We start from the raw sequence: 23097 nt of genomic DNA on the forward strand, positions 1-23097 counted from the left end.
TTAGAAGGGCGGTCACTGCCCATGGCGCTTTTTGCTGTTGACTGACACGTTAAGGAGAACATCCATGAAAAAGCTTTTGGCGACGAGCCTCATTTTGTTGATGGCAGCCGGTACACTGGCTGGCTGCAACACGATTTCCGGTGCTGGCAAGGATGTGGAGCGCGGCGGGCAGGCGGTTCAGGACGCTGCTGACTAAAAAGCATATGCCTTGACGATGTCGAGCGGGCCGGGCATACGCCTGGCCCGTTTTGTGTGCGGGTAACCCGAATAACCAGAACAAGGGCAAGCCAATGACCACCTGGCACTACATCACCATGTGCGGCGCAGTACGCTACTCGACAATGCTCGTGGCGGGCGGGGCAATCCTGCTGCTGGGTGCCTGCGCCACCGGCGTGGAAGACTCCTTTGCAGGCGAGCAGGCGGCCCAGCCTGTTTCGCTCGAGATGTGTGATGCCGCGGCGGTCGACTACGCGCTCGGCGAAATCTTCGATGAAGCCAACCTGCCCCAGCTGCAAAGCGAAAGCCAGTCGCGCCAGGTTCGCGTGCTGCATCCCGGCGATGCGGCGACGATGGACCATCGCCCCGAGCGCCTGAACATTCATGTGGATGACGACGAGCGCATCGAAGCGCTGCGCTGCGGCTAGCGCAGAATCAATATCACGCAGGCGGCGGTCAACATGCCCATGGTGACGTTGAATGCGCGCCAGGCAGCGGCGGTTTTGATCCAGCGGCCGATGGCCATGCCAAAGCTCGCCCATACCAGAAGACACGGCAGGGCAACCAGCTCGGCAAAGCTCACAAGAATCACGGCGTTGATGATCTTGGGTCCGCTCTCGGGCAGAAAGCCTGCGATGAGCGCAAGCCCCAGCACCCAAGCCTTGGGGTTGGCAAGCTGAAACAGAGCCGCTTGCCAGAACGTCAGCGGTGCGCTCTTGGCGCTGGTATTCTGCACGTTGGGCGGCGCCGCCGTGGCGATCTTGAACGCCAGGTAAAGCAGGTAAGCGCTGCCTACCCAGCGAAGTGTCGTGTGCAGTACGGGAAAACGCTCGAACAGCGCACCCAAGCCCAGCGCAATGGCCAGATAGAGCAGAAAGCACCCGCCGATGATTCCCCACATATGGGGCACGGTGCGACGCACGCCAAAGTTGGCCCCGGAGGCGGTCAACATCAGGTTATTGGGCCCTGGCGTCAAGGTCATCGGCATCATGAACATAGCCACGGGGCCCAGCAGAAGCAGCCATTCACTACTCATAGCGATCCTTCCAGCGCTGGCGGTTGACCTGCTCCTTGAGCATTTCCAGGATGTCGTAGAGCACCTGCTCGGTAATCTGGTTGCTCTGCTTGTCAACGCTCAGCCAACTGTCAAAGCTGCTGTCCGCGGTGCGCTCGATGAATTGCCTGAACTCGGGAGAGTGAATGCCGAGCGCCATTTCGTCTACCAGCCGTTGGGCAACACCGCTGATGGAGGCCTGCATGGCGCTGGTGGCGGTCTGGCCCATGGGCAGGCGTTGCAGGCGTTGAATCTCCGGGCTTTCGTTCAGCGTGCGGGTCACCAGATTGTCAATGGCCGTCATGGCGGTATCGCGATTGAGCTGGTAGGCCTCGCCGACGGTGCTCTCCAGGCGCTGGACGATCTCGCTGATCAGCGCCGCCTTGCGTGGCATGATGACCCGGTCGATGACCCGCTCGGTCAGGGAGTCGCTGGCCAGTATCTGCTGCTGCACGTTGCCCAGCAGGCGCAGGGCGATGCGGTCGGAAAGCTCTTCGAGCAGGATGTCGTAATACTTGAAGAAGAACTTGTAGATGGGCCAGTGGGTAACGTTGACAAGCCCCAGGCGGTGCAGACGGTGAAGCAGCGAGACCACGCGCAATACCCGCAACAGGCGAAAGCCGCTTAACGGAATACAGCCCAGCACGTCATACCAGTGAACGAAGGGGTAGAAAAACCAGCGGTGGTAACGCCGCTCGGCAATGGCTGCTGCCCAGCCCAGCAGGATATCGACCACGAACAGACCGACAAAGAACAGATCGATGTGAAAGAAGCGGTCATGGACCTCGCTGTCGTAAAACGCGTGAAACCCGGGCGCAAGGCTTGCCACTGCCTGATTGAACGGCCCGATCAGATAAAGCGAATCAAACAGCAAAAGCCCCAGGTTGAGCACTACCGCGATGATGATGATAAGGTCCCAGCCGATATGAGCGTACTCGACGGGCTTGGGCAGTTGTGGGTAGCGCCGCCTGATGGGCATGCAACCTCCTTGTTGGGCGTGAGAGCAAAATAGCTGCGTGGTCGTCAAGCCTGCGTTTGGCCGGGTTCAGTCTGGGTCTGGTAGTGCTGCTGGGTCATCTTCTCTTCCTGTTCCGCCTGCTTGCGATGCTTCTTGCGCAGCGCCGCCTTTTCGAAACGCAGTTTCTGGATCGGCGTGGTCAGCGTCAGCGGCGGAACGCTTGCGGGCTTGCCGTTCGCGTCCACGGCCACCATGGTCAGGTAGCAACTGTTGGTATGACGAATCAGCTTGTTGCGGATATCCTCGGCCACCACCTTGATGCCAATCTCCATGGAAGAGCGACCTACATGGTTCACGCAGGCCAGAAAGGTGACCAGCTCGCCAACATGAATGGGCTGCTTGAACAGTACCTGGTCGACCGACAGTGTTACCACGTAGTGACCAGAGTAGCGGCTGGCGCAGGCGTAGGCGACCTCGTCGAGCTTCTTGAGAATGGCCCCGCCGTGCACCTTGCCGCTGAAGTTGGCCATGTCGGGGGTCATGAGAACGGTCATCGACAGCTCGTGCTGTCCTGGCAAGGCGGCTTGCGCTGCATCTGACATAGTGAATCCTTGTCTATACGCGCCACCCGCTCAGGGCGGGTAGCGAATCCAAGGGTCGAGTACCTGGTGACTAGAACCAGACCAGACCCACCGAGATAATGATACCGGTAATGAACAGCTGCACCAGGCAAAAGCCCATGATGTCCTTGGCCTTGAGCCCGGCAATGGCCAGCACGGGCAGTGCCCAGAAGGGCTGCAGCAGGTTGGTCCAGGCATCGCCCCAGGCAACCGCCATCGCCACGCGGGAGATATCCGCGCCCAGCGCCTGGGCCGCCGGCAGCATGACCGGCGCCTGAACGGCCCACTGCCCGCCGCCGGAGGGGACGAACAGATTGACGATGCCAGCACTCAGAAACGACCAGAACGGCAGCGACGTTGCCGTGGCAAAGGAGATCAGCCACTCCGACATGCTCTGGGCCAGCCCCGACTGCACCATGATCGCCATGATGCCCGCGTAAAAGGGAAACTGGATGACAATGCCCGCCCCGCCCTTGATGGCTTCATTGAGGCTGGTCAGCAGACTGCGCGGCGTACGGTGCAGCACGATTGCCAGAAACAGAAACAGGAAGTTGACGACGTTCAGGTTGAGACCACCCCCACGCAGGATGAAGTGATCCAGCAGAAACACAAGCCCGGGTACACCCACCAGCAGTGACAGCGCCATGCTGTTTTCGAGTTTCTCGGCCGGGCGGGTAATCCGGCCCACTGGCGCGGGCTCATCATCGAGCAGTTGCGGGTCGACATGCACGCTGTCCTTTTCATCGGGCAGCATCAGGCGGTTGACCAGCGGCACGGCGATAAACAGGCACACCACGATCGCCAGGTTGAAGAAGGCAAAAATGGTCGAGCCGGTGCCGATCACGCCGATCTGGTCGGCAGTGAAATGGCCTTCGGTGGCAATCGTCAGCGGGACCGACCCGGCCAGGCCGCCATGCCAGACGATAAAGCCCGAGTAGGCGCTGGCCACCAGCAGGCGGTAATCGACCCGCACCAGCCGGGCAAGCTCCTTGGCAAACAGCGCGCCCACCACGAGGCCAAACCCCCAGTTGATCCAGCTGGCGGCAAGCGATACCAGAGTGACCAGAATGATCGCGCCGCCCGGGCTTCTGGCCGTGCCGGCCAGCCGTTGCAGAAGGCGTTTCACCGGCGGTGAGCTTGCCAGCATGAAACCGGTCACCAGCACCAGCAGCATCTGCATGGAGAAGGTCAAGAGTCCCCAGAAACCATCCCCCCACATGCGCATCACCGCAAGCGGTGTCTGGCGTTCTACGGCAATGGCCGCCACTGCTGCCACCAGGGTAAGCAGCAGCACGAATATGTAAGGGTCGGGCAGGTAGCGCTCGACCAGCCTGACGGCCGGTTTGGAAATCATTTTAAGCATGAGAGGGCTCTCTTGGTTGTTGTCAGCTAGTTGTTGTCAGCACAATATACGGCGGCGCGGAAGGGTTTTCACCTTCAACTGGCAGGTTTCGAAGAGTTGGGCCGGTGCCGTGAAGCGGCTGTTATCTAGTGCCAGTAGACACGCCGGTAGTGGCAGTAGTAACCGATCAGCACTGCCGAGCGCACGGCAATGAACAGCGTAAAGGCTAGCCACAGCCCATGGTTGCCAAGGCCCTGAGTCAGCCACCAGGCGGGCAGGTACACCGCCATGGCGATGAAGATGCTGTTGCGCATTTCACGCACGGCAGTGGCGCCGATGAAGACGCCGTCGAGCAGATAGCTCCATACCGCAATCAGCGGCATGAGCACCATCCAGGGCAGATAGCTTGCCGCCGTGGTGCGTACCTCTTCAAGCCCGGTCAGCAGTGCCACCAGCTGATTGCCGCCGAGAGCAAAGAGCAGCGCGGCCGCCCCCGCCGTCCATAGCGAAAACAGTGCTGTCCGACGAACGATGGCGGCCAGCTCCTGCCAATGGCGACGACCATAGGCTCGGCCCACCAGCGCCTCGGCGGCGTGGGCAAAGCCGTCTAGCGCATAGCTTGTCAGCATGATGAACTGCAAGAGCACCGCGTTGGCGGCCAGCACCGTGTCGCCCTGGCGTGCACCTTGAGCGGTAAAGAAGGCCATCACGAACAGTAAACCCAGAGTGCGCACAAACAGGTTGGCATTGATGGTGAACAGCGCGCTATAGGCGGAAAGTGCCAGCAGATGCGCGCGGGAGAAGTGCCCGCTCAGCTGCGTGAGCCGACGCACTACCAGGTAACCTCCAAAGCCCAGCGCGCTGTAATCGGCAATCACGCTCGCCCAGGCAACACCATCACTGGTCATGCCAAGCCCCACCACAAACCACAGGTCGAGGACGATATTGATGGTATTGGTCAGCAGCAGAATCGCAAGCGTCACGCGGGCGTTCTGCTGACCCAGAAACCAGCCCAGAATGGCGTAGTTGGCCAGCACCGCAGGCGCCGACCACAGGCGTATCTCGGCGTATTCACGCGCCAGCGGTGTGGCGACGTCGCTACCATCGAGCAGCCAGAGACCAAGCGAAATCAGCGGGGTGGAGAACACGATCAACAAGACGCCAAGGGCGCCGGCAATGATCAGCGATTGACCAAGCAGGTTCTGGACATCGCCGTCACTTTCGCGCCCCATCGCCTGAGCCACCAGCCCGGTGGTGCCCATGCGCAGAAAGCCAAATCCCCAGTAGAGAAAGCTGAACAGCGTGGCCCCCAGGGTCACGGCCGCCAAATAGCGCGCATCAGGCAGGTGGCCGACCACGGCGGTATCCACCAGTCCCAGCAGCGGGACGGTGATATTGGACAGGATGATCGGCCAGGCAATGGCCCATATACGCATGCGCCGCCTGGGGTCAGGCAGCGGTGATGATGCGGTACTTCTCCAGAAGCTGCTGCTGCGTTTCCGGCCGGGCCGGGTCAAGCGGAATACAGTCTACCGGGCATACCTGCTGGCACTGCGGCTCATCGAAGTGGCCAACGCATTCGGTACACAGGTTCGGGTCGATGACGTAGATCTCCTCACCGGGAGAGATCGCATCGTTGGGGCACTCAGGCTCGCAGACATCGCAGTTAATGCATTCATCAGTGATCATCAGGGCCATGGGCATACCTCGCGAACGGCTGGTACGCCGGGTCCGTCTTGCAACGATACCCGAGCGTTTTACTCAACAATGGTGGGTCGTTACGTAGTGTAATGCTTGCGCAGCGCTTCTGCGACCTGAGAAGGCACCAGCGATGAAATATCGCCGCCGAGCTTGGCGATTTCACGCACGATGGTGGAAGAGATATACGAATTTTCCACCGCCGGCGTCAGAAAGACGCTTTCGAGTTCCGGATTCTGGGCGCGATTCATGTTGGCAAGCTGCAGCTCGTATTCGAAATCCGACGCCCCGCGCAGGCCGCGCAGGATGATCGTGGCGCGCTGCTCCTGCATGAAGCGAGTCAGCAGGCCGGAAAACCCTACGGCGTCGACATTGCCAAGTGCCGAGCAGGTTGCCTTGGCCAGCATGATGCGCGTGTCCAGGTCGAGGGCCGGCCGCTTGTTGGGGCTCGCCGCCACGCCGATCACCACCTTGTCGAACAGGCGAGACGCCCGCTCGATCAGGTCGAAGTGGCCGTTGGTGATCGGATCAAAGGTGCCGGGGTAAACGGCAATATTGGCGCGTGGCGCGCTCATGGCGAGCTCTCCTCGTCGATGCGGCCAAAGGGGTTGTCGCTTGCCAGCGAAACGGGCTGGGCATAGCCCGGAATATGGATCCGGTCAGCGGAAATCTCAAGCTCCGGGCCTTCAAGCACGTCTTCGCCGAACTGGTAGCGGGGCGCGTAGTGGCCGCTATCTGCCTGGGCGAGGTAGGCAGCCGCCTGGGTGCGTACGGCCTCGCGGCGCTCCTTCCAGGCGCTGATGGCCGCACTGCCGTGGCGCTGGCGCAGCAGGTGCTCGGTCACGTCCGGAGACAGCACCACGCCGGTGGCGTTGTTGCCGCCAAACCCCTTGGCATTGATGAACGAGGCGTCGGCCTTGAAGGCCATGGTGGTCTGGGAAAAGCGCAGACGCTCGGCGTGTACGTCATCGGCCACCGCATCGAGGGTGGGAATACCGGGCACCAGGTCGTAGGCGAAGCTGCCCAGCGCACTGGCGAGCTGGTCGCCGGCAGCGGAGCCCTGCGAGTGGCCGATAAACGCCTTGATGGCCGCCACGGGCCAGTGCTTGATGCCGTTGGCGCGAGCAATTTCATCCAGCACGTGGGATTCGGTCGTGCGGTTCTTGGGCGTGCTGGTGCCATGGGCGTGCAGGAAGGTGCGCTCCCTGAGGCCCTTGTCGCCGAGAATATCACGCACAAGCGACGCCGCCTTGCCAAGGGTAATGTAGTTACCGATACCAGGGGCCGAGATCGAACGCTTGAAACCGTCGGCATTGACGAATACATCGGGTACGGCGCCCAGGATGTCGGCACCGACTTCAAGGGCCAGTGCGTCATCCATCAGGAGCACGAACTGGCTGGCTTCGGCCATGGTGAAGCCGCAGTTGCGTGCAAAGGGGCGGCTGGCGCGCTGATAGTCGGCGTCGGTCAATAGCTCGAGGGCGTCCAGCGCCTTCAGGCTGGCATCATCGGCAAGCGCCCCCATGGCGCGGAAGCCTTCGATGATTTCCGGCGTGATCGGCGCATCGGCAGTGCCCACCATGACCACCCGCCGCCGACCCGAACGGATATCCTCGACTCCCAGGCGCAGGTTGTAGAGAAAGCTGGCGCAGGCACCCAGCACGGCGCCGGTGCTGCCCACACTTCCCAATACGTAGGCGTTCAAGAAGTCTGCAGGCATCTGCCCATAGCCCAGCGGCATCTGCTTGGAGGTCGCCCGCTGGCCACTGACCAGGCTCTTGAGCAGCCCGCCCCAGCCGGCATCATCCAGCTGGCCGATGGAGTTGCCCGCATACACGGCGATGTGGTCAGGATTCAGCGTCTGGCGCAGGGTCTCCCAGGCGAAGCCGCTTGCGCCCAGACAGTCGCTGGCGCCGAACACGGCCATGGCCAGCCCGCGCGGATGGTGCACGCTACGGTACAGGCTTGCCGGGTCGAAGCCGCTTGGCAACTGGGCCGCTGCGCGTACCTTGGGTGTCTGCGCATCGGGCAGCAGCGTTTCCAGCACGCCGGCCGGTACGCTGACTTCTACCTCGCGAGCACTCAGCTCACGCACCTGCCAGGTGTCCGGCAGGTTGTCGGGTAGCTGGCGCCGGCGCAGGGTGAAGCGCAGCGGCTCGGCAAGCTGCAGGCTGGCCTGACGGTTGGCAGGCAGGCCGGAGTCGAGGAACTTGGGATCCTCGTTACGGCGAATCAGGGTGTGGTTCAGCACCTGGTCGCGCAGCGACTGAGCAGGCGAGTCGACAGGCTGGCCCGTATGGTCGTGCCACCCTTTTTCGGAGTGCTCGACAAGCTGCATGAGGGCCGCCAGGCCCTCCAGTGTCTGGCGCTGCTGAGCGGCGGGAAGGGCATCGAGCACGGTGCGGCAAAAGGCCTGATGGCCCGAGGTTCTGCCGGCGGGATTGATGCCGCCCATGCCGACAATCACCGGTAAGTGTGACAAGCCGGGTTCCTCGTGGTGCGGTGGTTTTTGATGATCGTTATTGTCAGTGATACGCAAAATCGCAACGTGTCACCGAGCTTAATAAATGTCGTGGGCGTGATCATAGCACCGGGCGCCCAACGGCGTCATGCTGCAAGCATCGGAGACTGATAGAATCACCTCTTTTCAATCCGAGCGATGGCATGCAGTACAATTCACGACCCGTCATATCCAATCAGCCGGGCCCGCATCATGATCTGGCACGCCGGGTAGACCGGGCGCTTGCTCAGCCGTTGCGCAAGCCCATTGCCGAACACACGCAACAGGCATTCGAGCAGGCGCACGCCTGGTATCAGGCCCGCCAGGCCCCGCTTGTTCTGGATGCAGGGTGTGGCGTTGGCGTTTCGACCCGCCAACTGGCGGTACGGTTCCCTGACCACGCGGTAATCGGCGTAGACCGCAGCGAGGACCGTCTGGGGCGCGACCACGGCGCATTGCCGGATAACGCGCTGCTGGTGCGGGCCGATCTGATCGATTTCTGGCGGCTGGCCGAGCGGGCGGGCTGGGCGCCGGCGCGCCACTACCTTTTGTACCCCAACCCGTACCCCAAGGGGGCCCATCTGAAGATGCGCTGGCATGGCCATCCGGTATTGCCCACGCTCCTGGCGCTTGGTGGCCAGCTGGAGCTGCGCTCCAACTGGCAGCTGTATGTCGAGGAGTTTGCCCTGGCAGTGGCCCAGGTAACCGGTAAGCAGGCTGAAACAGGGGTATGGCAGCCTGAAGGCGAGTACCTGACCCCGTTTGAAGCCAAGTACGCCCAAAGCGGCCAGACACTCTGGCGCCTGCGGGTTGATCTGGAGCGGACATGACGTTTGTTTATCTGGTTATGGCCATCGTGGCCGAAGTAATCGCCACCAGCGCCCTCAAGGCTTCCGAGGGCTTTACCCGGCCACTGCCCAGTATGCTCGTGGTGATCGGCTACGGACTGGCCTTTTATCTGCTCAGCCTGGTGCTGCGTACGCTGCCCGTCGGTATCGCCTACGCAATATGGTCGGGGCTGGGGATCGTGCTGGTTACGCTGCTGGGCGTGTACGCGTTCGGTGAAAGGCCCGACCTGCCCGGCGTGATAGGCCTAAGTCTGATTGTGGCCGGGGTCGTCGTGCTGCAAGTATTTTCCAAAATGAGTGTGCATTGAGGCGTATTAACGTGACTTACTTGTCTAAATCAGCGGCGCGCCCGTGGCGCGTCTGCTTGCTGGCTGGTGTGGCGGCGGCCGCGCTGAGCGTCTGTGCATCGGCCCTGGCCGATTTCACCCGCCTGGGCCAACTGCAGGAAAAGGGCTTTTCGATCAGTGCCGAGGCGCGCCTGCTGGATAGCAGCGCCCCCGTTACCCTGGGAAGCTTGAACCCGGAGCGGCAGATGGCGCCTGCCTCGGTCACCAAGGCGTACATGGCCGCTGCGCTGCTCAACCGCTTTGGCCCTCAGCACCGCTTCACCAGCCAGTTGGTCAGCAGTGGCCATATCGATAACGGCGTGCTGCGCGGCGATCTGGTATTCGAAGGCGGTGGCGATCCGGGGCTTACCACGGAGAACCTGTGGCGCCTGGTGCAGCGCCTGCAGCTGGCCGGTGTCCGCGAGGTCGATGGCGCCCTGGTCGTTAGCCAGTGGCGCTTTGGCCCGGTAGAGTGCATTACCAGTGACCGCTGCAATGCGCGCGCCCGAGTGACCAATGCCTACAGCGCGCCGCTGAGCTCGGCGGGGGTGAACTTCGGCAACTGGTGCGTCAACGTGGCACCATCCAGCGTTGCCGGCGAGCCCGCGCGCACCGGGCTGTGCGATAGCCAGCAGCCGCTGATCGCCATTGACAACCAGGTCGTTACCCGGCCTGCCAACAGCGGCACCGAGATCAGTGCCGAGCGCATCACCGATGAGCGGGGTGACATGATGCGCCTCACCGGCCAGATCTCGACCAACGCCATGGCTCAGGACATCTACCGCGGCGCGAGCGATGCCGCCGAGGAGACGGCCCAGGTGCTGCTTGGCATGTTGAACCAGGCAGGCATCGTGGTGCGCGACCCCTGGCGCTTGACCACCATGCAGCCTGCCGGCAGCGCTCGGCGTCTGGCCGCCGTGGATAGCCAGCCGCTGCAGGAGCTCTTGCTGCGGACCATGAACTACTCCAACAACTACATGGCCGATGTACTCGCCTTGAACCTGGTACAAACGCCGCAGGCGCAGCTGCGTCAGGCCGGGGCCGCCATCGAGACCTATGCCCAACAGCTGCCGGGCCATGGGCCACTCACGCTTTACAGCGGCAGCGGGCTGACCACGGAGAACCGAACCTCGGCCCACGGCGTCAACGTGATGCTCGAAGACATGTATCGCCAGAGTGCGCTGTTCCCAAGCTTCGTGGCCGCCTTTCAGTCACCGGCCAACGGTGTCATGCGTTTTATAAAGCGAGGCTCGCCCACGTTTCAGAATAACGTCATGCTGAAGACGGGAACGCTCAACCAGCCCTTTGCGGTTCGCGCAGCGGCAGGCTACTTTCGTACAGCGACCGGACGTTGGGGCGTATTTAGTGTGCTGGTGAACGGAAGTGGTAACACACCTTATTTAAGCTGGCCCGAGGTGCTGGATCCGCTGTCGCTCGATCTGGATGCGATGATTCTGGCGAACTGATTCTTTTACGTGCATGTGAGGCAAGCTGCATGAAACCAGGGCACACCGGTCTAACCCATTTGATGCACTCGACGCGATACTCCTGGAAAGGGTTGAAAGCCGCCTTTCGCAACGAGACGGCCTTTCGCCAGGAGGTCGGCATTGCAGCGATCATGCTGCCCTTTGCCTGGTGGCTCAGCAGCGACGCGATCAGTTGGCTGATGCTGGTGGGCAGCCTGTTTCTGGTACTGATCGTCGAGCTCTTGAACAGCGCGATCGAGAATGTCGTTGATCGTATCGGTACCGAGCATCACGTGCTTTCCGGGCGGGCCAAGGATATCGGCTCCGCGGCGGTGATGCTCTCGCTGATCATGGCTGGACTTACCTGGGGCCTGCTTGGCTGGCAAAGATTCTTCGGCTAGAGCCTTCTTGGCAATGAGGTGGTTATGCAACATGGCGATGGTGCTTTATCCGAGAATGTCCTGTCTGAGGCGCTTGCCGGGGCGGCGCAAAAGGCGAACCAGCGACTCAACGATGCGCTTGGCCAGGCGGATAACGTCGCCTCGATGACGAAGCAGCCGCTGCCATCCCGGTACTGGCAGGCGCTTGGCGAGCCGCGCCGCGAAGCGCTGACCCGTGTCGTCACGGTATCCACCTTTGCACTCGATACGCTGGCGCGCTATCCCGGCTGGCTGGCCGAGCTCGATACCCGCGGCGAGCTTGACGCGATGCCGACGCGCCGCGACCTGCAGCAGTGGCTTGAGGTGGCGCTTGAGGGCGCCGAGGATGAGGCTGCCATGCAGCGAGCGCTGCGACGTTTTCGTCGGGCACGCATGCTGGGTATCGTGTGGCGCGACATGAACCGCCCGGCGGGCTATACCATGTGGCACACCGCCCAGGCGGTTTCCCAGCTGGCCGAGCTGTGCCTTGAGGGGGCGCTTGGTTGGCTCGAGCAGTTCTATGCCGGCCGTTGGGGAGTGCCCGCTGCACGGGCCGACGGCACTCCCCAGCGCCTGGTGGTACTGGGCATGGGCAAGCTCGGGGCGGGGGAGCTCAACCTCTCCTCGGATATCGACCTGATCTTTGCCTTTCCCGAAAAGGGCGACACCCAGGGCGGGCGCAAGTCGCTTGAGCATCAGGAGTATTTCACCAAGCTGGGCCAGAAGCTGATTGCCGCGCTCGATGCGATGACCGCCGACGGGTTCGTGTTTCGGGTGGACATGCGCCTGCGTCCGCTCGGCGATGGCGGGCCGCTGGTGGGCAGTTTTTCCATGCTCTCGAGCTACTATCAGGACCAGGGGCGCGAATGGGAGCGCTACGCCATGCTCAAGGCGCGCCCGGTAGCGGGTGATATCGACGCTGGCACCGAGCTTCTGGCTAGCCTCAGGCCTTTCGTTTACCGCCGCTATCTCGACTTCGGTGCCATCGAATCGCTGCGTGAACTGAAGGCCATGATCAACCGCGAAGTGAAGCGCAAGGGCATGCAGAGCAATATCAAGCTTGGCCCCGGTGGCATTCGTGAAGTGGAGTTCGTGGCACAGGCGTTTCAACTGATTCGCGGCGGCCGCGACACCGAACTGCAGATCACCTCGTTGCAACAGGCGCTCAACCGCCTGCCTCAACTGGGCCTTCTGCCCCAGGCCGTGGTGGATGAGCTGCTGCCCGACTACGCCTTTCTGCGGGATATCGAGCACGTGCTGCAGGCCCTTGAAGATCGCCAGACCCAGACGCTGCCCGTCGATGAGCTCGATCAGGCGCGCGTTGCCTTTGCCCTGGGGTATGCCGACTGGCCGGCGCTGATCGGCGCACTCGAGGCAGCACGCGAACGCGTACGCCGCCACTTCGACGCGGTGATTGCCGACCCGGAAGAGGAAGAGGCCGAGGAGGCGGGTAAAGAGAGCCGCCTGGCGCCGGCCCAGTGGCGGCTGATATGGCGCAACGAGCTCGACCAGGAGGACGCGGTGGCCTACCTGCGCGACTCCGGCTTTGCCGAGCCTGATAAAGTGCTCAAGCGCCTGCAGAGCCTTTACCATTCGCGCCAGGTGCAGAGCATGCAGCGGATCGGCTTTGAGCGCCTGGATGCGCTGATGCCGCTGCTGCTGGCCGCCGTGGCCGAAAACGAGATGCCGGATATCGCGCTTGCCCGCGTACAGCCGCTGATCGAATCGGTCCTGCGGCGCACGGCGTATCTGGCGTTGCTGCGTGAAAACCCTCACGCCCTGGAGCACCTGATGCGCCTGTGCGTGGCCAGCCCCTGGATTGCCGAGCGGCTGGCGCGCTATCCCATCCTGCTCGATGAGCTGCTGACGCCCGAGACGCTCTATACGCCGGCCGACAAGTCGCGTCTGGCCGACGAGCTGCGCCAGACGCTCAGCCGCTTGCCGGAGGAGGATGAAGAGGCCCAGCTGGAAGCGCTGCGCGTATTCAAGCATGCGCAGATGCTTCACGTGGCCGCCTCGGACGTGGCGGGTACACGCCACTTGATGAAAGTGAGCGATTACCTCACCTATATCGCCGAGGTAATCCTCGACGCCGTACTGGCCATGGCCTGGAAGCATGTGACCCGCAAGCATGGCGCCCCTCAGGGGCTCAATGCGCGCGAGCCGGCGTTTTTGATTCTAGGCTACGGCAAGCTCGGCGGTATCGAGCTTGGCTATGGCTCGGACCTTGACCTTGTATTCCTTCACGACAGCGACGGTAAGGGCACCACCGACGGCGCGCGACCGATCGATACGCCGCTGTTCTTTACCCGCCTGGGCCAGCGGATCATTCATCTGCTCACCGCGGTGACGCCTGCCGGCAGCCTGTATGAGGTCGACATGCGCCTGCGCCCGTCGGGCAACGCGGGCCTTCTGGTTACCTCGCTCGATGCCTTTGCCGACTACCAGCAGCAGAGCGCCTGGACCTGGGAGCACCAGGCATTGGTGCGTGCCCGCGTCGTGGCGGGAAACGCGACGCTTGCCAAGCGCTTCGATGAGATTCGTGGCGAGGTACTCGGACGCCAGCGCGATACCCAGACCCTGCGTGACGACGTGGTAACCATGCGTCACAAGATGCGCGATCATCTGGGCAGCAAGACGCCGGATACCCGCTTTGATCTCAAGCATGATGCGGGCGGCATGGTGGATATCGAGTTTCTCTGCCAGTACGCGGTGTTAGCGCTTGCTCACCAGACGCCGGCGCTGCTGACCTATAGCGACAATATCCGCATTCTGGAGACGCTGACTGATAGTGGGTACTTACCTGCCGAGGAGGGCGAACAGCTCAAGCAGGCGTATCTTGCCTACCGCAGCCGCACCCATCGCGGTGCGCTGACCGGCGAAAAGGCCATGGGCGAAGCGGAGGACTTCAAGGTGCACCGGGCAGCGGTAGGCGCACTCTGGCAGCGCTTTCTTGAACCCTGAACAGGGGGGTGAAGTGGCGGTGCCCACACCATAACAACAAGTGATGTGACCATGTACCCACGCCAACCGGGGCGCACTCCATGATGGGGCATATTCTGGCCACTCTGCTGCCGGTGTTCCTGATTGCCGGCAGCGGGGCGCTCTATGGGCGTTTTCGCACGCCGGATATCAGCAGTCTCAACACCCTGAACATGGAGCTGTTCGTTCCTCTGCTGGTGTTTGCGGTACTGGCCGACCGTCAGGCGCCGCTGGCGGATTACGCATGGCTCGGATTTGCCGGCGCCGCCGTCGTGCTGGGGTCGGGTCTCGTGCTGTGGCCGCTGGCGTCCTGGTTGAAACTGGATATAAAAACCTTTCTGCCGCCCATGATGTTCAACAATACCGGCAACATGGGCGTGCCGCTGCTGGTGCTGGCCTTTGGTGAGGCGGCGCTGCCGGCAGCGGTGGTGCTGTTTATCGTCGAGATGGTGCTGCATTTCTCGGTGGGGCTTTACATGATCAACCCGCGCGCCCCGATGTGGCACATCCTGCGCATGCCCATCGTGGCGGCAAGCCTGGCCGGGCTTGTGGTGAACGTGAGCGGGGTGGGGCTACCGGGCTGGCTGCTGGAAGCCATGCACATGCTTGGCGGGGTGTGTATTCCTCTGATGCTGTTTGCCTTGGGCGTGCGGCTTCTGGACGTGGATCTGGGTGACTGGCGCACGGGCCTGCTGGGCGCGGTACTTTGTCCACTTTCCGGGCTGATGATTGGCCTGCCGTTGATGTGGCTACTTCCACTGGAGTCGCTTCAGATGGCGGCGCTTCTGGTGTTTTCCGCCTTGCCGCCTGCGGTGCTCAACTATCTGGTGGCCGAGCAGTTCAAGCTTGCCCCCCAGAAAGTGGCCTCGTTGGTGCTTATCGGCAACCTGGGAAGCCTGATCGTGATGCCGCTTACGCTGGCAGCTGCATTTTCATGGGTATATGCGCCGCTTTAAAAAAGCGACCCGATCTGTTTCAGAGAGGAGTAAGAGCGCTCTAATTCCGGCTTAGCGGGGTGGCGTTTCCTGTTTGACTTCATAACTGCCCTCCAGCGCGTCCTGATGATTTGAACGGGGCTCGGGCCGGGCATGCGTATGAGCATAGCCACCGCCAATATCCTGGGCCTGGTCGGCACGCATCTGCTCCATGCGCTTTTTCATCTTGTGACGCACGAAAGGCATCATCGCCCAGCCGATCAGAAGAAAGATCAGGCCAAGCACCACGCCAACCACCATCAATGCACCAAACGCCAGCCACGTTAATAAAAGCTTCAGGCTACCCATCAATCCGGTGGGTCGGGTCTGCGCGGCACGTGCCCGCCACTGGTGGGCGGCCTGCCAGGCAGCGTTGCGTTGGTCGCGATTCATCTGTGGCATAAAAGCCTCCATCGTCGTTTGCCTTATTGGAACACAGCTAGCCTGGCAAGTTCATTGGTAGCTGGCGTATATCTTGCTTGAGAATAAGCAGGGGTTGTATGGCTTTTAATCATCAAAAGGAACGCCCATGCAGGATAACAGCGTCTTAAGTCTCGCCTACGATATCGCCACCATTACACAGGAGAAGATCGGCATGATTGAGAAAATCATGCAGCAGACCGAAATTCTGGCACTGAATACCCGTATCGAGGCTGCTTACGGATATCGCCCTCAATGCCGTCGAGATCATTGACCGTAACCTGTATGAGCGCTCCTGTGATGTACGCTGGTGGGCCACGGATAGCGCCGTTGTGGAAGCTGCTCAGACGGCCAGTCAGTCACACTGTACTCATGCAAGCACCCGTTTGGCGACGATTCTACGCTCTTACACGGTTTATCTGGATCTGTGGGTTGCCGATGTGCAGGGCAACGTGATTGCCAGCGGGCGGCCTGAGCGATATCCCAGCGTACAAGGCGCTAATGTTGCTCATACTGAATGGTTCTGAAACGGCACTGGACACCGTAACACGGTTTTTCGGCTGGTTTGATCGGATCTCGGTATTCGGATCTGTCATCTTTTTTGTTTCCCCTTGCGTTCAGCAAGTATGCGAAGATGGGCCTTCGGACAGTACGCCCAACTACCAACTACAGCTTCTTTTCCTGAATAAGCATGCTGCTGGCGGCAGGGTTTGGCGTGCTGCTGGTGTCGCCTTTGCTTGCCTGTGGATTGGCGTATTTGGCGGCGCGGCGCTGAACATGGAACTCAACGGCGATAACGTTGGCCTGGCGGCGGCTACCGCCTTGCCGGGCTTTAGTCGGCATCGGTACTTGCGGCACTGCCGTTTACCTTTATTCTGTATATGATGGTGATCGTGCTGGTGCGCGAGCTGCGTGCTCACCGTGAAGCCATGCTGACGCAGCTGTGTCGTCGCCATGGCGAAACGCCGGTGGGTGGCGACGCTTTTGAAGCCGAGCAGGTGGGCAAAGAAGAGCGTCTGCGGCGTATGCCGAGTATCGTCAATCGGCGTATCCATAGTTACAGGGTATTGATCAGGCCTTCAGGAGCAGACACATGGAGCGGGGATGCTGATGGCTCGGCAGGGGCGACACGGTGCCACGCGGCGCCAGCCCAAGGGAGCAGCACTTGAGCGCTGGCTGGACCGCTGGCTCGACAGGATAGTCACCGTGGCTGTGGTCACGGCGTTGGTCGTCGGGCTTTCTGCTGTCTTGGCACATTGGCTTTTATAGGCCAACCTGTTGTAACGCTAGTCAAAGCGCCCGGCTATAGGCCGGGCGTTTGCTTTCGCAGTATGCTTACCCGCCATGAAGCGGCGTTGATCGTTGCCCCGCAGGTCGATACCTGCCTGTTGCCCTTACAAGAGAGCCCGTATGTTGCTAGATGATGCTGCCAAGGCCCCCGCTGCCTATGCCTCGCGCCGGGAAATAGTGGGCTGGGCCATGTTCGACTTCGCCAACCAGGCGTATACCCTGCTGATTATCACCGTCGTCTTTGGCGAGCTGTTTACCACGGTCATCGTGGGTGATCGGGGCGACGGCTTTCGACTGGCCAACTTCCTGTGGAGCCTTGCATTGGCGATCAGCTACCTGATGGTGGTGATCACCGCGCCGCTGTGTGGTGCGGTGATGGATTACCGAGCGGAAAAGAAGCGCTTTTTGATGCTCAGCTATCTCGCCACGGTTGCTACCACCGCGATGCTCTACTTCGTGGCGCCTGGGTATGTCGTCATGGGGCTTGTGCTGATCGTGGTGTCCAACTATGCCTACTCCATGGGCGAATCCTTTATTGCCGCCTTTCTGCCGGAGCTTGGCCCGCCGGAGAAGCTTGGCAAGATTTCCGGTTTCGGCTGGTCGCTTGGCTATATCGGCGGGTTGTTTGCCGCCGGTTTCACGCTCTTGATGCTTGGCGAGGCCACAGCGGAAAACTTTGAGCGCATACGCTGGGTAGGACCTTTCGCGGCAGGTTTTTTCCTGGTGACTGCCTTGCCTACCTTCTTGTGGCTCAAGGAGCGCGGTACTCCGAAACCCTCCGGCGTGGCGTACTGGCGAATCGCTCGGCAGCGTGTTCATTCGACCTTGCGCGAGTTGCGCTATTTCAAGGATCTGACGGTGTTCTTGATCTCTTTGCTGTTTTCCATGGCCGGGGTCTACATCATCATTGCCTTTGCGTTCATTTACGGCGCCCAGGTCATTGGCTGGGACGAGAGCGTGCGCAACATCATGTTCATCATCGTCCAGGTCACCGCGGCAGCAGGTGCCCTGGGATTTGGCTGGCTTCAGGACCGCCTGGGGGCCAAGCGTACCTATCAGGTCACCCTCGGGCTTTGGGTAATGGCCATCATTGCCATCTGGGCCACGCCGGAAATAGCCACGCTGGCAAGCGCATGGTTTGGCTGGCAGTGGCAGGCTCAGTACGTATTTCTGGTCGTGGGCTGTCTGGCAGGTCTCAGCCTGGGTTCCAGCCAATCGGCTAGCCGGGCGCTGGTGGGGCTGTTCTCGCCGCTTGAAAAATCCGCCGAGTTCTTTGGCTTCTGGGGGCTGGCCAACAAGCTTGCCGGGGTGCTGGGAATCGTGATGCTGGGTGTGCTGCAGGCAATGATTGGTCTGCAGGCGTCTATTCTTTTATGTGTCGGCCTTTTTGTGGTGGCCATGCTGGTCTGTGCACGCGTCAACGAGCGCCGCGGCCGCGAGGCCGCCATTGCCTGGAAGAGCGCCTAACACACCAAGCAGGGAGCCTATAATGCATTCAGCACAGCGTGGCGGCATCGTGATGATGATGCTTTTCTGGGTACTGCTCATCGGGCTTGGAACGTGGTGGCTGGATGGCGGTATGGAAAAGATCATGACGCCCAATGCGCATATCGTGCAGTCCGCCTCCGACGGTAGTCCGGTGACGCTCAAGCGTAACCGCTCGGGGCATTTTGAAGCGCCTGGTGAAATCAACGGCGAGCCGGTCAGGTTCCTGCTGGATACTGGTGCTACCTATGTGGCCGTCTCGGACCAGCTGGCTCGCCAGTTGGGCCTGGAGCGTGGGCGCAACGCCTGGTTCAGCACTGCCAATGGTCGGGTGCAGGGCCACCTTACCGAGCTCGATGAAGTAGTGCTTGGTGGTATTCGGGCAAGCAACGTCCAAGGCTCCATCAGCCCCGGCATGGATGACGATACGGTACTGCTGGGCATGAGTTTTCTGCACCTGCTCAACATCGAGATACGCGGCGGCGAAATGGTCCTGAGCCTGCCCGACTCTTGAACGCTGCTTGTGAACATGGCGGTCATGTGCTTAGCTGAAAGCTCATGGATACAACACGCTAAGGAACTGCTATGGGTATCGAAGTAGGTGGATTGTTAGGTCTTATCTGGCTCATCATTCTGGTATGGGCCATCGTCAAGGTTGCCAAGAGTTCGGCCGGAGGCGTTGCCAAGCTTCTGTGGATACTGGCCCTGCTGTTTTTCCCGCTGGTCGGGCTGATCATCTGGCTGTTGATGGGGCCAAAAGGGTAGCGCCACTTCTGAAATACGTCTTGTATTAAAAAAGGCAGGCCTTGCGCCTGCCTTTTCTATTACGATGTATGGCTACGCGCTATTTCCCTGATTCGGTGGCGCCTTATAATGCCCCGGAATTTTCAGCTTTTCCCCATTGGGCAGGTCGCGCACCTGAGTGGGAACGTAAATACGCTTGATAACACTTTTCGCCTTGCCATCTCCCATGGCTCAACCTCCTGTCTGATTGTCGACAGCCTGCTTTCTTGCCCTTACATTAGTCCTCGCCGGTAGAAGAATCAAGAGGACGCGAGGGCCTGCGAAACGCGAAAAGGCATACTGCAGCAGCATCAGGCGGTCAAGGATTTCAAGGTATCGTATGAACAGGTGATAGCCTGCTTTTTTTATAACGGGCAGATGGATGGATGACGGACTGCCCAGGCAGAGTGAGGGATGAGATGGTAAATCACTTGGAAGAGCAATTTCAGGCGCTTGAATCACAGGAAACCGTGATGCCTGACTATCCTGATCAGGATCATGTCCTGATTATCGAAGACGACCAGCGGCTTGCCGAGCTCACGCGTGACTATCTTGAAGCTAACGGTTTCCAGGTCACTCTGGAAGCCGACGGTGCCAAGGGCGCCGATCGTATTCTGACTCTGCAGCCGGATCTGGTGATTCTGGATCTGATGCTACCCGGCGAAGACGGCCTCTCCATCTGCCGCCGTGTCCGTCCCAATTTCGCCGGCCCCATCATGATGATGACGGCGCGTACCGACGACCTTGATCAGATTCTGGGACTCGAGATGGGGGCGGACGACTACGTGCCAAAGCCCGTCCAGCCTCGGGTGTTGCTGGCCCGCATGCGTGCCTTGCTGCGTCGCGCCGACGGCCCGGCCCCCAACGGCGAGATGCGCCTGCGCTTTGATAACCTGGAAATCGATAACGCGACTCGCGAAGCCTGGCTTGCCAGCGAGCGTATCGACCTGACCAGCGCCGAGTTCGATCTCTTGTGGCTGCTGGCACGCAACGCAGGACGAGTGCTGACCCGTGAAGAGATATTTACCGAGCTGCGCGGTATCAAGTACGACGGCCAGGACCGCTCCATCGATGTACGAGTGTCGCGCATCCGGCCCAAGATTGGCGACGACCCCAACCAGCCCCACCGCATCAAGACCGTGCGCAGTAAAGGCTATCTCTTCGTGAAAGACAGCTGATGAACGTCAAGGGCAAGTGTCATGCTTCGACCGCTTAGCCATAGCTCGTTTCTCAAGTTCTACCTGCTGCTGGGCCTGGCGCTGTGCGTCGTGCTCTTGATCGCCTTGGGCGGCCGGTCGTTCATCGAGCAGGTGCGCCGTGAGGATTACCGCGAGCAGCTGGCGGCGCTGCCCATGACACTGATGACCCACCAGCTGGCGGAGGTATCCGATGACGAGCGGGAGCGTTTGATCAGCCGCTTTGCCGAGCGGTTGGGCATGCAGCTTACCCTGCGGCGCATCAGCGACGTGGAGCTTGGCTATTTTGCAGAAAAGCGCATCGAACGTGGCAGCGTACTGGTGTCCGAAGACCCGTGGCGTCTTCGCCAGCGGCTTCCAGACAGCCCATGGCTGCTGGAGGCCACGCTGGCGTCCTGGAGCGAGCGCCAGTGGCAGGGGAGCATGCTTCTGCTGGGAGAGTGGCTTGGTGCGCTGTCAGATGATCAGCGCGAGAGCGCCTTGGCTGGGCTAAGCTCTGGCAGTTGGCCGCTTCTTTTACTGTCGACGCTTCCCGACAACCTGACCGACCGACAGCAGCGCCAGCTGGAACAGGGTGACGTCCTGACCCTGTTGACGTCGGACAAGCTTGCCATCAGCCTGCTTCACCAATTGCCGAATGAGCAGTCCTGGGTGATGGCGGGCCCGATCATGCGGGGGCACACGCTGCCCATGAATCTGCAGTTGCCCCTGCTGATCGGGGTCATGGTGGTATTGTGTCTGATCATTTACCTGATCATGCGCAATATCGAAACGCGCATGGCACGCCTGGAGCTGGCCGCCACGCGTATTGCCAGCGGCAGGCTCGAGACGCGAGTGAAGGTCGAGAGCGACGATTTTCTGGGCCGTCTGGGCATGGCCTTCAATGGCATGGCAAGTCAGGTGCAGACCCTGTTGCGCGGCCAGCAGGAGATGATTCGCGCGGTCTCCCACGAGCTGCGCACGCCGGTTGCGCGGATTCGCTTTGCCGTGCAGATGGTGGAAGACATGACCGACCAGCCCGCCATTCGCCGCCAGCTGCAGGGCATTGATGCGGATATTTCCGAACTCGATACATTGGTGGATGAGATTCTCACCTACGCGCGTCTGGGTGGGGAGAGTGTGAACGGTGCCGAGCTGGAAATGGCCCTGGTGGACTGTCGCGCCATGGCCGAACGGGTGATCGAGACGCTGGCGCCACTGCATGAGGAGCTTTCCCTGTCGCTTGCCGATGGCCCGGATATCGAGCTCATGGCCGAGCCGCGCTACCTGCAGCGGGCGCTGCAGAATCTGGTAGGCAATGCCTGTCGCTATGGTAAAAGACACATTACCATCCGGCTATGGAGCGAAGCCCAGCTGGTGCGTATCGATGTCGAAGACGACGGCCCTGGCATACCCGTCGATGCGCGCGTTGATATCTTCAAGCCCTTCACCCGGCTGGATGACAGCCGAGCCCGCAGCCTTGGCGGCTATGGCCTGGGGCTGTCGATTGTCCAGAAGATCATGGCAGGCCACGGGGGCAGTGTCACGGTGGATACCAGCCCCACGCTTGGCGGTGCCCGCTTTACGCTGCTGGTTCCTCGTCGCGAGCCGCCGGCTTGATGCCTGACAGCACCGCAAACGAGGTTTCCTGAGCGGTGCGCAGAAAATCCTGCATCCAGGGCGCCTCCAGCGTCTCTTCGCGAATGGCGGCATACAGCGTGCTCCAGATACCGTGTTCGCCGAGCTTTACCGCGCTGACGTAGTCGCGCTCCAGGTACTCCGTCAATGCCCAGTTGGGCAATGAACAGACGCCGCGTCCGCTGGCGACCAGTTGCATCATCATGATGGTGAGTTCTGCGGTGCGGATCTCCTGGGGGCGCACGCCGGCGGGGTCGAGAAACTGAGTAAACACGTCCAGGCGAGACTGCTCGACGGGGTAGGTGATCAGCGTCTGGTCCGCCAGCGCCTGCGGCTCCACGAAGCCCTGCCCGGCGTAGGGGTGCTGGCGAGCGACGGCCAGAAGCCCTTCATAGCGAAACAGCGGTGCGTAGTGCACGCCGTCAAGCGGCTGGGGGTCGGCGGTGATCACCAGGTCGAGCTGCTCGCGGGCCAGCGCCGGTAACGGGTCGAAGTGGTGACCGCTGGGGATATCGATTTCCACTTCCGGCCAGTGATCGCGAAAGTAGTCCACCGTGGGCATCAGCCACTGAAAGCAGCTGTGACATTCGATGGCCATGTGCAGACGCCCCTGTTCGGTACCTGCCAGGCGAGCCACATCGCGCTCGGCCTTGCGGACCTCCGGCAGGATCTGATCGGCCAGCGCCAGAAGCCGCAGGCCGGCACGGGTAAATTCAACCGGCCGTGTCTTGCGCACGAACAGCGCGCTGTCTATTCGGCTTTCCAGATCCTTCAACTGGTGAGAAAGAGCCGATTGGGTAAGATGAACGCGTTCGGCCGCCTCCACCAGTGAACCCGTCTCGCGCAGGGCAAGCAGGGTGCGTAAATGGCGTAACTCGATCATGTTGAAGCCTATTCACCCGA

25 protein-coding genes and 1 pseudogene are annotated in these 23097 nt (G+C 61.1%); 15 read left to right on the plus strand and 11 right to left on the minus strand.

What is annotated here, in order from left to right; translation table 11 throughout:
- The first annotated feature begins 64 nt into the window (after positions 1–64).
- Complete coding sequence (locus HW452_RS00200) at positions 65–196, plus strand: entericidin A/B family lipoprotein (protein ID WP_106373812.1); 132 nt, start codon at positions 65–67, stop codon at positions 194–196.
- Between the two features lie 94 nt (positions 197–290).
- Positions 291–644 carry an I78 family peptidase inhibitor gene (locus tag HW452_RS00205; RefSeq protein ID WP_224104096.1) on the plus strand — a complete coding sequence of 118 codons (354 nt, stop codon included), beginning with the start codon at positions 291–293 and terminating at the stop codon, positions 642–644.
- On the opposite strand, the gene HW452_RS00210 is transcribed toward HW452_RS00205, so the two are convergent.
- From HW452_RS00210 to HW452_RS00245, 8 genes are all read right to left on the minus strand, one after another.
- Positions 641–1252, minus strand: coding sequence for a LysE family translocator (locus tag HW452_RS00210; RefSeq protein WP_224104097.1), 612 nt, complete (start codon positions 1250–1252; stop codon positions 641–643). The two genes, HW452_RS00205 and HW452_RS00210, sit on opposite strands and share 4 nt — an antisense overlap.
- Entirely contained in the window at positions 1245–2249 is a 1005-nt protein-coding gene (locus HW452_RS00215; protein ID WP_224104098.1) for an ion transporter, read from the minus strand. The genes HW452_RS00210 and HW452_RS00215 overlap by 8 nt, the downstream gene beginning before the upstream one ends.
- Before the next feature lie 44 nt (positions 2250–2293).
- The gene (locus HW452_RS00220; protein ID WP_224104099.1) at positions 2294–2830 is read right to left on the minus strand and encodes an acyl-CoA thioesterase; all 537 of its coding nucleotides are present in this window, start codon (positions 2828–2830) and stop codon (positions 2294–2296) included.
- A 70-nt stretch (positions 2831–2900) separates the two neighbouring features.
- Positions 2901–4211 carry a short-chain fatty acid transporter gene (locus HW452_RS00225; protein WP_224104100.1) on the minus strand — a complete coding sequence of 437 codons (1311 nt, stop codon included), beginning with the start codon at positions 4209–4211 and terminating at the stop codon, positions 2901–2903.
- Between the two features lie 125 nt (positions 4212–4336).
- Positions 4337–5626: an MATE family efflux transporter gene (locus tag HW452_RS00230; protein WP_224104101.1), complete on the minus strand. Its 1290-nt coding sequence runs from the start codon at positions 5624–5626 to the stop codon at positions 4337–4339.
- A gap of 13 nt (positions 5627–5639) precedes the next feature.
- Entirely contained in the window at positions 5640–5888 is a 249-nt protein-coding gene (locus HW452_RS00235; RefSeq protein ID WP_224104102.1) for a YfhL family 4Fe-4S dicluster ferredoxin, read from the minus strand.
- Between the two features lie 80 nt (positions 5889–5968).
- Positions 5969–6463, minus strand: coding sequence for a pantetheine-phosphate adenylyltransferase (gene coaD, locus HW452_RS00240; protein WP_224104103.1), 495 nt, complete (start codon positions 6461–6463; stop codon positions 5969–5971).
- A complete protein-coding gene (locus HW452_RS00245) occupies positions 6460–8343 on the minus strand; it encodes a beta-ketoacyl synthase (RefSeq protein WP_224104563.1) in 1884 nt (627 codons plus the stop codon). The genes coaD and HW452_RS00245 overlap by 4 nt, the downstream gene beginning before the upstream one ends.
- A 209-nt stretch (positions 8344–8552) precedes the next feature.
- Between HW452_RS00245 and trmB the strand changes: the two genes are divergently transcribed.
- The 6 genes from trmB (at position 8553) to HW452_RS00275 (ending at position 15385) form a co-directional block, all read left to right on the plus strand.
- Positions 8553–9218 carry a tRNA (guanine(46)-N(7))-methyltransferase TrmB gene (gene trmB / locus HW452_RS00250; protein WP_224104104.1) on the plus strand — a complete coding sequence of 222 codons (666 nt, stop codon included), beginning with the start codon at positions 8553–8555 and terminating at the stop codon, positions 9216–9218.
- Entirely contained in the window at positions 9215–9544 is a 330-nt protein-coding gene (locus tag HW452_RS00255; protein WP_224104105.1) for a DMT family transporter, read from the plus strand. Before trmB ends, HW452_RS00255 begins: the two co-directional genes overlap by 4 nt.
- A gap of 11 nt (positions 9545–9555) precedes the next feature.
- Entirely contained in the window at positions 9556–11028 is a 1473-nt protein-coding gene (dacB, locus tag HW452_RS00260; RefSeq protein WP_224104106.1) for a D-alanyl-D-alanine carboxypeptidase/D-alanyl-D-alanine endopeptidase, read from the plus strand.
- A gap of 29 nt (positions 11029–11057) precedes the next feature.
- The gene (locus HW452_RS00265) at positions 11058–11429 is read left to right on the plus strand and encodes a diacylglycerol kinase (RefSeq protein WP_224104107.1); all 372 of its coding nucleotides are present in this window, start codon (positions 11058–11060) and stop codon (positions 11427–11429) included.
- Positions 11430–11453: 24 nt separating this feature from the next.
- Entirely contained in the window at positions 11454–14411 is a 2958-nt protein-coding gene (glnE, locus tag HW452_RS00270) for a bifunctional [glutamate--ammonia ligase]-adenylyl-L-tyrosine phosphorylase/[glutamate--ammonia-ligase] adenylyltransferase (RefSeq protein ID WP_224104108.1), read from the plus strand.
- 80 nt (positions 14412–14491) lie between these two features.
- Positions 14492–15385, plus strand: a complete 894-nt coding sequence (locus HW452_RS00275; protein WP_224104109.1) for an AEC family transporter — start codon at positions 14492–14494, stop codon at positions 15383–15385.
- 51 nt (positions 15386–15436) lie between these two features.
- Here HW452_RS00275 and HW452_RS00280 read toward each other — a convergent pair whose 3' ends face one another.
- Entirely contained in the window at positions 15437–15805 is a 369-nt protein-coding gene (locus HW452_RS00280; protein ID WP_224104110.1) for a hypothetical protein, read from the minus strand.
- Positions 15806–15932: 127 nt separating this feature from the next.
- Here HW452_RS00280 and HW452_RS00285 point away from each other — a divergent pair, with 127 nt between their 5' ends.
- The 5 genes and pseudogenes from HW452_RS00285 (at position 15933) to HW452_RS00305 (ending at position 19363) form a co-directional block, all read left to right on the plus strand.
- Complete coding sequence (locus HW452_RS00285; protein WP_224104111.1) at positions 15933–16097, plus strand: hypothetical protein; 165 nt, start codon at positions 15933–15935, stop codon at positions 16095–16097.
- 461 nt (positions 16098–16558) lie between these two features.
- Positions 16559–16881: pseudogene (locus HW452_RS00290) on the plus strand (hypothetical protein); the annotation flags it as partial.
- A 352-nt stretch (positions 16882–17233) separates the two neighbouring features.
- Positions 17234–18580: an MFS transporter gene (locus HW452_RS00295; RefSeq protein ID WP_224104112.1), complete on the plus strand. Its 1347-nt coding sequence runs from the start codon at positions 17234–17236 to the stop codon at positions 18578–18580.
- A 22-nt stretch (positions 18581–18602) separates the two neighbouring features.
- The gene (locus HW452_RS00300) at positions 18603–19112 is read left to right on the plus strand and encodes a retropepsin-like aspartic protease family protein (RefSeq protein ID WP_224104113.1); all 510 of its coding nucleotides are present in this window, start codon (positions 18603–18605) and stop codon (positions 19110–19112) included.
- 71 nt (positions 19113–19183) lie between these two features.
- Positions 19184–19363 carry a PLDc N-terminal domain-containing protein gene (locus HW452_RS00305; RefSeq protein ID WP_224104114.1) on the plus strand — a complete coding sequence of 60 codons (180 nt, stop codon included), beginning with the start codon at positions 19184–19186 and terminating at the stop codon, positions 19361–19363.
- A gap of 72 nt (positions 19364–19435) precedes the next feature.
- Here the strand turns inward: HW452_RS00305 and HW452_RS17525 are convergent, their stop codons facing one another.
- Entirely contained in the window at positions 19436–19570 is a 135-nt protein-coding gene (locus HW452_RS17525) for a hypothetical protein (protein WP_263433502.1), read from the minus strand.
- A gap of 230 nt (positions 19571–19800) precedes the next feature.
- On the opposite strand from HW452_RS17525, the gene HW452_RS00310 reads away from it, so the two are divergent.
- Positions 19801–20559 carry a winged helix-turn-helix domain-containing protein gene (locus HW452_RS00310; protein ID WP_317986297.1) on the plus strand — a complete coding sequence of 253 codons (759 nt, stop codon included), beginning with the start codon at positions 19801–19803 and terminating at the stop codon, positions 20557–20559.
- A gap of 21 nt (positions 20560–20580) precedes the next feature.
- Positions 20581–22176: an ATP-binding protein gene (locus HW452_RS00315; protein WP_224104116.1), complete on the plus strand. Its 1596-nt coding sequence runs from the start codon at positions 20581–20583 to the stop codon at positions 22174–22176.
- Here HW452_RS00315 and HW452_RS00320 read toward each other — a convergent pair.
- Entirely contained in the window at positions 22139–23077 is a 939-nt protein-coding gene (locus HW452_RS00320) for a LysR family transcriptional regulator (protein WP_224104117.1), read from the minus strand. The two genes, HW452_RS00315 and HW452_RS00320, sit on opposite strands and share 38 nt — an antisense overlap.
- Between the last annotated feature and the right edge of the window lie 20 nt (positions 23078–23097).

This window comes from Vreelandella aquamarina (assembly GCF_020075495.1).
Classification (GTDB): domain Bacteria; phylum Pseudomonadota; class Gammaproteobacteria; order Pseudomonadales; family Halomonadaceae; genus Vreelandella; species Vreelandella aquamarina_A.